Origin of the sequence: Streptomyces sp. NPDC021096 (assembly GCF_040641275.1) — a bacterium.
Classification (GTDB): Bacteria; Actinomycetota; Actinomycetes; order Streptomycetales; family Streptomycetaceae; genus Streptomyces.
In genome coordinates, this window is the sequence record NZ_JBFADG010000015.1 from 22,516 (window position 1) to 34,963 (window position 12,448).

Consider the following 12,448-nt stretch of genomic DNA (forward strand, 5'->3'; position numbering starts at 1 on the left):
CGAGCTGTGACATCCCTTAGGGGAAAGCCCAGGGTCGCGGGGGGTTTGTGGCGCCCCATGGGGTCAGACGGACGACGGCTCCCCGCCGCCGACATTCTCGATCATCCGCTGCAGGACCCGCAGGGCGGCCACGTACTCCTCGTCCGTGATGCCGGCGTGGATCTCCCCGCGCACCCGGGCGACGACCTCCTTGGTGCGGTCCTTGGCCTCCCGCCCGGCGTCGGTGAGGTGCAGGAAGCCCTGGTCGTCGGCGGAGAGCCAGCCGCGGGCGAGAAGGCTGTCGACCGACTGGACGATCGTGTCCGCGCCGACGTCCAGCACGGGGCAGAGGCTGTCGCGGATCTGCTCCCGCGTCAGCCCGGAGCCGCCGGCGGCGTCGGTCTGGTTGAGGATCCACCACTGGAACTGCGTGATGTCGACCCGCGCCATCGCCCCCCGGATGTGCTGGATGACGGCCTTGTTGGCGACCCAGCTCCAGTAGCCGATGGGCTGGGCGGCGAGCGAGGCGAAGTCGACGGGGGCGGCGGGGTCGGCCATGGCGGGTGCGGTCTGCGTCGTCGTCATGGGAACGACGCTAGGACCTCAAGCACGCTTGAGATCAAGTGTGTTGGGGGTCACGACAACGGCCGGGCCCCGCGAACATCCGCGGGGCCCGGCCGTGCGTCCTTGCGTAAGCCGCCTACTTCACCGGCTCCGGGTCCGGCGTCGGGGCGTTCGCCGGCTCGCCGTCGTCCTCCGGCTCGGCCGGGGTCTTGACGGACTCCAGCAGCAGCTGGGCCACGTCGACGACCTGGATGGACTCCTTGGCCTTGCCGTCGTTCTTCTTGCCGTTGACCGAGTCGGTCAGCATGACGAGGCAGAACGGGCAGGCCGTGGAGACGATGTCCGGGTTGAGGGACAGCGCCTCGTCGACGCGCTCGTTGTTGATGCGCTTGCCGATGCGCTCCTCCATCCACATGCGCGCACCGCCGGCGCCGCAGCAGAAGCCGCGCTCCTTGTGGCGGTGCATCTCCTCGTTGCGCAGGCCCGGCACCTTGGCGATGATCTCGCGCGGCGGCGTGTAGACCTTGTTGTGGCGGCCCAGGTAGCAGGGGTCGTGGTAGGTGATCAGACCCTCGACCGGGGTGACGGGGACCAGCTTGCCCTCGTCGATGAGGTGCTGCAGCAGCTGCGTGTGGTGGATGACCTCGTACTCGCCGCCGAGCTGCGGGTACTCGTTGGCGATGGTGTTGAAGCAGTGCGGGCAGGTCGCGACGATCTTCTTCTTCGCCTTCTCGACCTTGACGCCCTCCTCCGCATCCTCGCCGAACGCCATGTTCAGCATCTCGACGTTCTGCTGGCCGAGCTGCTGGAAGAGGAACTCGTTGCCCAGGCGGCGGGCGGAGTCACCGGTGCAGGCCTCGTCGCCGCCCATGATGGCGAACTTCACGCCCGCCATGTGGAGCAGCTCGGCGAAGGCCTTCGTCGTCTTCTTGGCGCGGTCCTCCAGGGCGCCGGCGCAGCCGACCCAGTAGAGGTAGTCGACCTCGGTGAGGTCCTCGATGTCCTTGCCGACGACCGGGATCTCGAAGTCGACCTCCTTGGTCCACGCCAGGCGCTGCTTCTTCGCCAGGCCCCAGGGGTTGCCCTTCTTCTCCAGGTTCTTGAGCATCGTGCCCGCCTCGGACGGGAAGGAGCTCTCGATCATCACCTGGTAGCGGCGCATGTCGACGATGTGGTCGACGTGCTCGATGTCGACCGGGCACTGCTCGACGCACGCGCCGCACGTGGTGCAGGACCACAGCACGTCCGGGTCGATGACGCCGTTCTCCTCCAGCGTCCCGATCAGCGGGCGCTCGGCCTCGGCGAGGGCGGACGCGGGGACGTCCTTCAGCTGCTCCGCGGACGCCTTCTCGTTGCCCTCGGCATCCTTGCCGCCGCCGGCGAGCAGGTACGGCGCCTTGGCGTGCGCGTGGTCGCGCAGCGCCATGATCATCAGCTTCGGCGACAGCGGCTTGCCGGTGTTCCAGGCGGGGCACTGCGACTGGCAGCGGCCGCACTCGGTGCAGGTGGAGAAGTCGAGGATGCCCTTCCAGGAGAACTCCTCGACCTTCGAGACGCCGAAGACGTCGTCCTCGCCCGGGTCCTCGAAGTCGATCGGCTTGCCGCCGCTCGCCATCGGCTGCAGCGCGCCGAGGGCGACGTCGCCGCTCGCCTCACGCTTGAACCAGATGTTCGGGAAGGCCAGGAAGCGGTGCCAGGCCACGCCCATGTCCGTCTTCAGCGAGACCGTGATCATCCAGATGAAGGACGTCGCGATCTTCAGACCCGCGAAGAAGTAGGTGAGGTTCTGGAGCGTGGAGACGTCCATCCCCTCCAGCCACGAGACGACCGGGTACGAGACGAAGAACGAGGCCTCGTAGCCGTCCACGTGGTGCTGGGCGCCCTCGAGCGCGTGCAGCATGAAGATGCAGACGCCGACGATGAGGATGACGGACTCGACGAAGTACGCCTGGCCGGTGTTGGAGCCGGCGAAGCGGGACTTGCGGCCCGGCCTGCCCGGCCGGTTCAGCTGCCGGATGACGATGAGGGTCAGGATGCCGAGCGCGGTCATCGTGCCGAGGAACTCGACGAAGACGTTGTACGGGGCCCAGTCGCCGATGATCGGCAGGATCCAGTCGGCCTGGAAGAGCTGGCCGATGGCGTTGACGATCGTCAGCAGCAGGGAGAAGAAGCCCACCGCCACGAACCAGTGCGCCACGCCGACCACGCCCCAGCGGTTCATCCGCGTGTGGCCGAGGAACTCCTTGGCGACGGTGACGGTCCGCTGCGTGGGGTCGTCGGTGCGGGTGCCGGCGGGTACGGGCTGGCCTAGCCGTACGAAGCGGTAGATCTGCAGGAGGGCACGGCCGAACAGCGCGACGCCGACCGCGATGAGGACCAGCGACACAATGATCGCGGCGAGTTGCATGGGAGGGGCTCCTCGAACCTGCGAGAGCGGGATTACTAGGCGGTAACTTATCCAGTCCGTACGAGACTACTCACTCTCCCGCGCGCGATATAGCGGCATCGCCGGTGATCTGTGTCGCGAAGGCAACCCTTACGGGCGTTCGGCCCATCCGGGCGGAGCCTTGCGCTCCGCTTTTCGGCCGTGACTGACTGTAAGACTGACATAAAAGTTGAGCGGGCCCGACTCAGGTCCGTTGACAGGTTTGCGGTCGTGCTGCACTCTTGAGTCTGTTCCACTCAAGTCAGCTGGAGGAATCGACATGGCACGTGCGGTCGGCATCGACCTGGGTACGACGAACTCCGTCGTCAGTGTTCTCGAGGGCGGTGAGCCCACCGTCATCACCAACGCCGAGGGCGCCAGGACCACGCCGTCCGTCGTCGCCTTCGCGAAGAACGGCGAGGTGCTGGTCGGCGAGGTCGCCAAGCGCCAGGCCGTCACCAACGTCGATCGGACGATCCGCTCGGTCAAGCGCCACATGGGCACTGACTGGAAGATCAACATCGACGGCAAGGACTTCAACCCGCAGCAGATGAGCGCCTTCATCCTGCAGAAGCTCAAGCGGGATGCCGAGGCCTACCTGGGCGAGAAGGTCGTCGACGCGGTCATCACCGTCCCGGCGTACTTCAACGACTCCGAGCGCCAGGCCACCAAGGAGGCCGGTGAGATCGCGGGTCTGAACGTCCTGCGCATCGTCAACGAGCCCACCGCGGCCGCCCTGGCCTACGGTCTCGACAAGGACGACCAGACCATTCTGGTCTTCGACCTCGGTGGCGGCACCTTCGACGTCTCGCTGCTCGAGATCGGCGACGGCGTCGTCGAGGTCAAGGCGACCAACGGTGACAACCACCTCGGTGGTGACGACTGGGACCAGCGCGTCGTCGACTACCTGGTCAAGCAGTTCGCCAACGGCCACGGCGTCGACCTGTCCAAGGACAAGATGGCGCTGCAGCGTCTGCGCGAGGCCGCCGAGAAGGCGAAGATCGAGCTGTCCTCGTCCACCGAGACCTCGATCAACCTGCCCTACATCACGGCGTCCGCCGAGGGCCCGCTGCACCTGGACGAGAAGCTCACCCGCGCCCAGTTCCAGCAGCTGACCGCGGACCTGCTCGACCGCTGCAAGACCCCCTTCCACAACGTCATCAAGGACGCGGGCATCAGCCTGTCCGAGATCGACCACGTGGTCCTGGTCGGCGGTTCCACCCGTATGCCCGCCGTCGCCGAGCTCGTCAAGGAGCTGACCGGCGGCAAGGAGGCCAACAAGGGTGTGAACCCGGACGAGGTCGTCGCCATCGGCGCCTCGCTCCAGGCCGGTGTCCTCAAGGGTGAGGTCAAGGACGTCCTGCTCCTCGACGTGACCCCGCTGTCCCTCGGCATCGAGACCAAGGGCGGCATCATGACCAAGCTGATCGAGCGCAACACCACGATCCCGACCAAGCGCTCCGAGATCTTCACGACGGCCGAGGACAACCAGCCGTCCGTGCAGATCCAGGTCTACCAGGGCGAGCGCGAGATCGCGGCGTACAACAAGAAGCTCGGCATGTTCGAGCTGACCGGCCTTCCGCCGGCCCCGCGCGGCGTCCCGCAGATCGAGGTCTCCTTCGACATCGACGCCAACGGCATCATGCACGTGACCGCGAAGGACCTGGGCACGGGCAAGGAGCAGAAGATGACCGTCACCGGCGGCTCCTCGCTCGCCAAGGACGAGGTCGACCGCATGCGCCAGGAGGCCGAGCAGTACGCGGAGGAGGACCACCGCCGCCGCGAGGCCGCCGAGACCCGCAACCAGGGCGAGCAGCTCGTCTACCAGACCGAGAAGTTCCTCAAGGACAACGAGGACAAGGTCCCGGCCGAGGTCAAGACCGAGGTCGAGACCGCTGTGGCCGAGCTGAAGGAGAAGCTCAAGGGCGAGGACACGGCCGAGATCCGCACCGCGACCGAGAAGGTCGCCGCGGTCAGCCAGAAGCTCGGCCAGGCCATGTACGCCGACGCCCAGGCCGCGCAGGGCGCCGAGGGTGCCGCCGGTGCCGCCGGCGCCGGTGCCCCCAAGGCCGAGGACGACGTCGTCGACGCCGAGATCGTGGACGACGAGAAGCCGAAGGGCGGTGCGTCGGCGTGACGGAGGAGACCCCGGGCTTCAACGAGAACGAGAAGCCTGAAGGCCCCTCCGACGCCACCACCCCCGACGACGCGGCGCAGGCCGCCGGATCCGCCGACAAGGCGGGTCCGGCCGGCCCGGCCGCGCCCGGCGAAGAGCTGGTCGAGGTAGGCCTCCAGGCACAGCTGGACCAGGCCCAGGCCGCGCTCACCGAGCGCACCGGGGACCTCCAGCGGCTCCAGGCCGAGTACCAGAACTACCGTCGCCGCGTGGAGCGGGACCGGGCCACGGTCAAGGAGATCGCCATCGCGAACCTCCTGTCCGAGCTCCTCCCCACGCTCGACGACATCGGTCGCGCCCGTGACCACGGCGAGCTCGTCGGCGGCTTCAAGTCCGTCGCCGAGTCGCTGGAGACGGTCGTGTCCAAGATGGGCCTGCAGCAGTTCGGCAAGGAGGGCGAGCCCTTCGACCCGCTGGTGCACGAGGCGCTGATGCACAGCTACGCGCCCGACGTCACCGAGACCACGTGCGTGCAGATTCTGCAGCCGGGGTATCGGATCGGCGAGCGCACGATCCGCCCCGCGCGGGTCGCGGTCGCCGAGCCGCAGCCGGGCGCGAGCCCGAAGGCCGACGAGGCGTCGGACGAGGAGAGCGGTGGCCCGGAAGAGGGCTGACGCAGTGGCTGACCGGAAGGAGGGACGTCGGGGATGAGCCTGAGCAGGGACTTGTTGGAGAAGGACCTCTACAAGGTCCTCGGCGTCCCCAAGGACGCCACCGAGGCGGAGATCAAGAAGGCGTACCGGAAGCTCGCCCGCGAGTACCACCCGGACGCCAACAAGGGCGACGCCTCGGCCGAGGAGCGCTTCAAGGAGATCTCCGAGGCGAACGACGTCCTGGCCGACGCCAAGCGCCGCAAGGAGTACGACGAGGCGCGCGCCCTGTTCGGCAACGGCGGCTTCCGCCCGGGGCCGGGCGGCGGCGGCTCGTTCAACTTCGACCTGGGTGACCTCTTCGGGGGCGCCCAGGGCGGCGGTGGCGCCGGTGCCGGTGCCGGTGGCTTCGGCGGCGGTCTGGGCGACGTCTTCGGCGGCCTGTTCAACCGGGGCGGCGGCGCGGGCACGCGCACCCAGCCGCGCCGCGGCCAGGACATCGAGTCCGAGGTGACGCTCAACTTCACCGAGGCGGTGGAGGGGGCCACGGTCCCCCTGCGGATGTCCTCCTCGGCGGCGTGCAAGAGCTGCTCCGGAACGGGCGACAAAAACGGTACGCCCAGGGTCTGCCCGACCTGCGTCGGCACCGGCCAGGTGTCGCGCGGCACGGGCGGCGGGTTCTCCCTGACCGACCCCTGCCCCGACTGCAAGGGCCGGGGGCTGATCCCCGAGAACCCCTGCGACGTCTGCCACGGCAGCGGGCGCGCCAAGTCCTCCCGCACGATGCAGGTCCGCATCCCCGCCGGGGTCTCCGACGGCCAGCGGATCCGGCTGCGCGGCAAGGGTGCTCCGGGCGAGCGCGGCGGCCCGGCCGGCGATCTGTACGTCGTCGTGCACGTCGGCGCGCACCCGGTGTTCGGGCGCAAGGACGACAACCTCACCGTCACCGTGCCCGTCACGTTCGCGGAGGCGGCGCTCGGCGGCGAGGTCAAGGTCCCCACGCTCGGCGGCCCGCCGGTCACCCTGAAGCTGCCCGCGGGCACGCCCAACGGCCGCACCATGCGCGCCCGGGGCAAGGGCGCGGTCCGCAAGGACGGCACCCGCGGCGACCTCCTGGTCACCGTCGAGGTGACCGTGCCCACGAACCTCGGTGACAAGGCGCGTGAGGCCCTCGAGGCCTACCGCGATGCCACCGACGACGAGGATCCGCGAGCGGAGCTGTTCCAGGCCGCGAAGGGAGCATGACCCATGGAAGGGACCGGCCGCCGACGTAATCCGTATCCGTATGAACTGACCGACGAGTCGCCGGTCTACGTCATCTCCGTCGCCGCTCAGCTCTCGGGCCTGCACCCGCAGACGCTGCGGCAGTACGACCGCCTCGGCCTGGTCTCTCCCGACCGCACGGCCGGGCGCGGTCGCCGCTACTCCGCGCGCGACATCGAGCTGCTGCGCCAGGTGCAGCAGCTCAGCCAGGACGAGGGCATCAACCTGGCCGGCATCAAGCGCATCATCGAGCTGGAGAACCAGGTGGCCGCGCTCAAGGCGCGCGTCGCCGAGCTCCAGGCGACGGTCGAGGGTGCCGCCACGGCCATGCAGCAGGCGGAGGCGGCCGTCCACGCCTCCTACCGCCGGGACCTGGTCCCCTACCAGGACGTCCAGCAGGCCAGCGCGCTGGTGGTCTGGCGCCCGCGGCGGGACCCGCGGGAGCGCTGAGCGGACAGCGAACTGCGGACAGCGAACAGCGAACAGCGAAAAGGGCCGGGAGAGCGGATCGCTCTCCCGGCCCTTTCGGTTTCCCGGGCTGCTTCCCTCCGGAGTTGATTACGGAGAGTTATCCACAGGCCTGGTGTGGTGACGCTGGGTCCGGGACACTCGGAGCATGACGGGGGACGAGACTTCATTGCGGGCCCGGGCCGATGCCCAGGGCGGGGTGGTGCTCACGGCGCAGGCGCTGGCCGAGGGGTGGACGCGGGGCCGACTGAGCCGCTTTCTGACGGCCGGGGGGTGGACGCGGGTCCGGCCCGGGGCGTGGCTCGTGCCGGGGCGGGAGGCGGGGTGGGCGGAGCTGCTGTGGACGCATCAGCTGCTGCGGCCGGAGCTGGTGGTCAGCCACTGGTCGGCGGCGATGCTGCACGGCGTCGAGACCGGCCCGCCGGGCGGGCGCCCCGACTTCATCTGCCCCGGCCCCGCGGCCCTCAAAGGGGCCACGCTGCACAGACTGCCGCTCGCGCCGGGCGATGTGACCGTCGTGGCCGGGCTGAGGGCGACCACCGTGGCCCGGACGATGGCGGATCTGCTGCGGGCGGGACCGCGGGACGAGGCGCTGGTGGCCGTCGACTCGGCCCTGAGCTGGCGGCACGGCCGCGGAGCCGGGCCGCCAGGCTCGCGCGGACGGCCGCTGACCACGCTCGACGACATCGGCCGCGCCCTGACCCGGGCCCCGGCCCTGCGCGGCGCCGCGACGGCCGCCTGGTGGCTGGCCATGGCCGACCCCCGCTCGGGCTCACCCGCCGAGACGCTCGCCCGGCTGCGGATACACGACGCCGGGCTCCATCCCGAGACCCAGGCCATGCTCGTGGTGCCCACGACCGGCCGCCGGGTCTACCCCGACTTCCTCTTCCGCCCGCAGGGGCTGGCCGTGGAGACCGAGGGATACACCTGGCACGGCACCAGGGCGCAGCACCAGCGGGACGTCATACGGTTCAACGACCTGGCGGCGTGCCGGGAGGTCCGCCGCATCCTGCGGTTCACCTCGGCCGACGTCCGTCACCGCCCGGCGATGATGATCCGCGACATCCGCAGCGCCCTGGCCTGACGGCTCAGCCCCGGCCGAGCGCCCGCGTCACGGTGATCTCGATGACGACGCGGTCGGGGTTGGGGCGGGGCGTTCGGTGGTAGCGCTCGGCGTAGCGGGTGACGGCGTCGGCGATGACGTCGGCCTCGGTGCGCACGACGGCACGGCCCTCGAGGGTCGCCCAGCGCTTGCCCTCCATCTGGCAGACGGCCACCCGCGCGCCGGCCCGGCCCGCCGCCTGCACGTTGGCGACCTTGCGGCTGCTCTTGCCGGTGATGACGCGGGCGATGCCGGAGGTGGGGTCGAAGGTGACGCCGACGGGGACGACGTGCGGGGAGCCGTCCGGGCGCAGGGTGGTCAGGGTGCAGACGTGCCGCTCTCGCCAGAAGTCGACGTAGGCGGGATCGGGGTCGCGGAGGTCGATCGCCATGACGGTCAGGTTAGGCGAGATGGTGGCCGCGGCGGGGCGGTACCACCGCCTCCGCCGTGGCCGGCGCCGCCGCGTACGCCCGATCCGGGGACACGGGAGCGCTGGCGGGAGCAGGGTTGAGTGGAATAGACTCAACTTATCGCACGTTGGCCAAAGCAGGACCGAACGTGGGTACCACGAGCACAAGGAGGAGCGCAGGTCGTGGATGCCGAGCTGACCAACAAGAGCCGGGAGGCGCTCAGCGCCGCCAGCGACCGGGCCCTGACGGCCGGGCATGCCGACATGACGCCCGCACACCTGCTCCTGGCCCTGCTCGCCGGGCAGGAGAACGAGAACGTGATGGACCTGCTGGCCGCCGTCGAGGCCGACGCGGCCGCGCTGCGGTCGGGGGCCGAGCGGCAGCTGGCGGGCCTGCCCAGCGTGCAGGGTTCCACCGTGGCACCGCCGCAGCCGAACCGCGAGCTGATGGCGGCGCTCGCGGACGCGGCGGAGCGGGCGCGGGACCTCGGCGACGAGTACATCTCCACCGAGCACCTGCTCGTCGGCCTGGCCGCCAAGGGCGGGCGGACCGGTGAGCTGCTGGAACAACAGGGAGCGTCGGCCGGGAAGCTGCTGGCCGCGTTCGAGAACGCGAGGGGCGGACAGCGGGTGACCACCGCGGACCCGGAGGGTACGTACAAGGCGCTGGAGAAGTTCGGCACGGACTTCACGGCCGCCGCCAGGGACGGCAAGCTCGACCCCGTCATCGGGCGCGACCACGAGATCCGGCGCGTGGTGCAGGTGCTCTCGCGCCGCACCAAGAACAACCCCGTCCTCATCGGTGAGCCCGGTGTCGGCAAGACGGCCGTCGTCGAGGGGCTCGCGCAGCGGATAGTGAAGGGCGACGTCCCGGAGTCGCTGAAGAACAAGCGGCTCGTCGCGCTCGACCTGGGCGCGATGGTGGCCGGCGCGAAGTACCGCGGCGAGTTCGAGGAGCGGCTCAAGACCGTCCTGGCGGAGATCAAGGCCAGCGAGGGCCGGATCATCACGTTCATCGACGAGCTGCACACCGTGGTCGGCGCGGGCGCCGGCGGCGACTCCGCCATGGACGCGGGCAACATGCTCAAGCCCATGCTCGCCCGCGGTGAGCTGCGCATGGTCGGCGCGACCACGCTCGACGAGTACCGCGAGCGCATCGAGAAGGACCCGGCGCTGGAGCGCCGCTTCCAGCAGGTGCTGGTCGCCGAGCCCTCCGTCGAGGACTCCATCGCGATCCTGCGCGGCCTCAAGGGCCGCTACGAGGCCCACCACAAGGTGCAGATCGCGGACTCGGCGCTGGTCGCCGCCGCGACCCTGTCCGACCGCTACATCACCTCCCGCTTCCTGCCCGACAAGGCCATCGACCTCGTCGACGAGGCCGCGTCCCGGCTGCGCATGGAGATCGACTCCTCGCCCGTGGAGATCGACGAGCTGCAGCGCGCCGTCGACCGGCTGAAGATGGAGGAGCTCGCCCTCAACAACGAGTCCGACGCCGCCAGCAAGGAGCGGCTGGCCAAGCTCCGCCGCGACCTCGCCGACAAGGAGGAGGAGCTGCGGGGGCTGACCGCGCGCTGGGAGAAGGAGAAGCAGTCCCTCAACCGCGTCGGTGAGCTCAAGGAGCGCCTCGACGAGCTGCGGGTGCAGGCCGAGCGCGCACAGCGCGACGGCGACTTCGACACCGCCTCCAAGCTGCTCTACGGCGAGATCCCTGCCGTGGAGCGGGAGCTGGCGGAGGCCGCCGAGGCGGAGGCCGAGGCGGAGCAGGAGGCCGCGGCCAAGGACCTCATGGTCAAGGAGGAGGTCGGCCCGGACGACATCGCCGACGTCGTCGCCTCCTGGACCGGCATCCCCGCGGGCCGGCTGCTCGAGGGCGAGACGCAGAAGCTGCTGCGCATGGAGGACGAGCTCGGCAAGCGGCTGATCGGGCAGGCCGAGGCCGTCCGCGCGGTGTCCGACGCCGTGCGGCGCAGCCGGGCCGGCATCGCCGACCCCGACCGGCCGACCGGCTCGTTCCTCTTCCTCGGCCCCACCGGCGTCGGCAAGACCGAGCTGGCCAAGGCGCTCGCGGAGTTCCTCTTCGACGACGAGCGGGCGATGGTCCGCATCGACATGAGCGAGTACGGCGAGAAGCACTCCGTCGCCCGACTGGTCGGCGCCCCGCCCGGCTACGTCGGCTACGAGGAGGGCGGCCAGCTGACCGAGGCCGTGCGCCGGCGCCCGTACACCGTGGTCCTGCTGGACGAGGTGGAGAAGGCCCACCACGAGGTCTTCGACATCCTGCTGCAGGTCCTCGACGACGGCCGGCTCACGGACGGGCACGGCCGGACAGTGGACTTCCGCAACACCATCCTCATCCTCACCTCGAACCTCGGCTCCGCCTATCTGGTGGACCCGCAGCTGGACGAGGCGCAGAAGAAGGCGAAGGTGCTGGAGACCGTCCGCGGCTCCTTCCGGCCCGAGTTCCTCAACCGGCTCGACGACACCGTCGTCTTCCACCCCCTCGGCACCGGCCAGCTGGAGCGGATCGCCAAGATCCAGATCGCCCATCTGCAGCGCCGCCTCGCCGACCGCCGGCTCACCCTCGACGTCGGCGACGAGGCCCTGCGCTGGCTGGCCCGGCTGGGCCACGCACCGCAGGAGGACGGCGGCACCCCGCCCGACCTCACCTACGGCGCCCGGCCGCTGCGCCGACTGGTCCAGACCGCCATCGGCGACCAGCTGGCCCGGGCCATCCTCGCCGGCGAGATCCGCGACGGCGACACGGTCCGCGTCGACGTCGCGGAAGGGGCGGACGGGCTCAGTGTTTCCGGCGTGTCGCCTGTGCCTACGGAGGCCGCAGCGAAATCCCTGTGACATCCGGCCCGGCGGGGGTACCAGCCCCCGCCCGGGATGGGGGAGGATGGCGGGAGACCGTACGAAGGGAAGAAAACGGTGAGCATCGACCCGTCCTCGATTCCTAATTTCGGGGGCCAGCCCGAACCGCAGCCTGAGGCGGGCCCGACAGGCCCCGTCATCCCCGACCAGGACCTGGTCAAGCAGCTCCTGGAGCAGATGGAGCTGAAGTACGTCGTCGACGACGAGGGCGACCTCGCCGCGCCGTGGGAGCAGTTCCGGACGTACTTCATGTTCCGGGGCGAGGAGGAGCAGCAGGTCTTCTCCGTGCGCACGTTCTACGACCGCCCGCACGGCATCGAGGAGAAGTCCAAGCTCCTCGAGGTCATCGACGACTGGAACCGTCGCACGCTGTGGCCCAAGGTCTACACGCACACCCACGACGACGGCACCGTCCGCCTCATCGGCGAGGCGCAGATGCTGATCGGCGTCGGCGTCGCGCTGGAGCACTTCGTCTCCAGCACGGTCAGCTGGGTGCGGGCCTCGATCGAGTTCGACAAGTGGCTCGTCGAGCAGCTCGGCCTGGAGGCCGACGCCGAGTCCGACGGCGAGGACAAGCCGGACGACGAGGCGTAGGGGT

The 12,448-nt window shown here is 70.2% G+C and carries 10 protein-coding genes; 7 read left to right on the forward strand and 3 right to left on the reverse strand.

The genetic code is table 11. The annotated features are described in order from the left end of the window. Window positions 1-63: 63 nt before the first annotated feature. Window positions 64-564, reverse strand: coding sequence for a MarR family winged helix-turn-helix transcriptional regulator (locus tag AB0G59_RS19660; RefSeq protein ID WP_360913203.1), 501 nt, complete (start codon window positions 562-564; stop codon window positions 64-66). 115 nt (window positions 565-679) lie between these two features. Next, window positions 680-2,950 (reverse strand): (Fe-S)-binding protein, encoded by a 2,271-nt coding sequence (locus AB0G59_RS19665; RefSeq protein WP_360913205.1) that lies wholly within the window; start codon window positions 2,948-2,950, stop codon window positions 680-682. A gap of 298 nt (window positions 2,951-3,248) precedes the next feature. Here AB0G59_RS19665 and dnaK point away from each other — a divergent pair, with 298 nt between their 5' ends. The 5 genes from dnaK to AB0G59_RS19690 all read left to right on the forward strand — a co-directional run bounded on the left by dnaK (window position 3,249) and on the right by AB0G59_RS19690 (window position 8,549). Then, window positions 3,249-5,105, forward strand: coding sequence for a molecular chaperone DnaK (dnaK, locus tag AB0G59_RS19670; RefSeq protein ID WP_071962990.1), 1,857 nt, complete (start codon window positions 3,249-3,251; stop codon window positions 5,103-5,105). After that, window positions 5,102-5,758 carry a nucleotide exchange factor GrpE gene (gene grpE / locus AB0G59_RS19675; RefSeq protein ID WP_071962991.1) on the forward strand — a complete coding sequence of 219 codons (657 nt, stop codon included), beginning with the start codon at window positions 5,102-5,104 and terminating at the stop codon, window positions 5,756-5,758. Before dnaK ends, grpE begins: the two co-directional genes overlap by 4 nt. A gap of 33 nt (window positions 5,759-5,791) precedes the next feature. After that, window positions 5,792-6,979, forward strand: coding sequence for a molecular chaperone DnaJ (dnaJ, locus tag AB0G59_RS19680; RefSeq protein ID WP_360913208.1), 1,188 nt, complete (start codon window positions 5,792-5,794; stop codon window positions 6,977-6,979). Between the two features lie 3 nt (window positions 6,980-6,982). Continuing rightward, a complete protein-coding gene (locus AB0G59_RS19685; RefSeq protein ID WP_071963000.1) occupies window positions 6,983-7,447 on the forward strand; it encodes a helix-turn-helix domain-containing protein in 465 nt (154 codons plus the stop codon). 166 nt (window positions 7,448-7,613) lie between these two features. Further along, entirely contained in the window at window positions 7,614-8,549 is a 936-nt protein-coding gene (locus AB0G59_RS19690; RefSeq protein WP_360913210.1) for a hypothetical protein, read from the forward strand. Window positions 8,550-8,553: 4 nt separating this feature from the next. On the opposite strand, the gene AB0G59_RS19695 is transcribed toward AB0G59_RS19690, so the two are convergent. Then, window positions 8,554-8,958 carry a TIGR03618 family F420-dependent PPOX class oxidoreductase gene (locus AB0G59_RS19695; protein ID WP_360913212.1) on the reverse strand — a complete coding sequence of 135 codons (405 nt, stop codon included), beginning with the start codon at window positions 8,956-8,958 and terminating at the stop codon, window positions 8,554-8,556. A 201-nt stretch (window positions 8,959-9,159) separates the two neighbouring features. Between AB0G59_RS19695 and clpB the strand changes: the two genes are divergently transcribed. Both clpB and AB0G59_RS19705 read left to right on the forward strand, forming a co-directional pair. Next, entirely contained in the window at window positions 9,160-11,829 is a 2,670-nt protein-coding gene (gene clpB, locus AB0G59_RS19700) for an ATP-dependent chaperone ClpB (protein ID WP_360913214.1), read from the forward strand. A gap of 78 nt (window positions 11,830-11,907) precedes the next feature. Then, window positions 11,908-12,444, forward strand: coding sequence for a YbjN domain-containing protein (locus AB0G59_RS19705; protein WP_360913216.1), 537 nt, complete (start codon window positions 11,908-11,910; stop codon window positions 12,442-12,444). The last annotated feature ends 4 nt before the right edge of the window (window positions 12,445-12,448 follow it).

What these genes read in the sequence shown, in the direction of transcription:
- dnaJ (WP_360913208.1), top strand. Translation starts at nt 5,792, where the DNA reads ATGAGCCTGAGCAGGGACTTGTTGGAGAAGGACCTCTACAAGGTCCTC.
- dnaK (WP_071962990.1), top strand. Translation starts at nt 3,249, where the DNA reads ATGGCACGTGCGGTCGGCATCGACCTGGGTACGACGAACTCCGTCGTC.
- AB0G59_RS19665 (WP_360913205.1), bottom strand. Translation starts at nt 2,950, where the DNA reads ATGCAACTCGCCGCGATCATTGTGTCGCTGGTCCTCATCGCGGTCGGC.
- AB0G59_RS19660 (WP_360913203.1), bottom strand. Translation starts at nt 564, where the DNA reads ATGACGACGACGCAGACCGCACCCGCCATGGCCGACCCCGCCGCCCCC.
- AB0G59_RS19685 (WP_071963000.1), top strand. Translation starts at nt 6,983, where the DNA reads ATGGAAGGGACCGGCCGCCGACGTAATCCGTATCCGTATGAACTGACC.
- AB0G59_RS19695 (WP_360913212.1), bottom strand. Translation starts at nt 8,958, where the DNA reads ATGGCGATCGACCTCCGCGACCCCGATCCCGCCTACGTCGACTTCTGG.
- AB0G59_RS19690 (WP_360913210.1), top strand. Translation starts at nt 7,614, where the DNA reads ATGACGGGGGACGAGACTTCATTGCGGGCCCGGGCCGATGCCCAGGGC.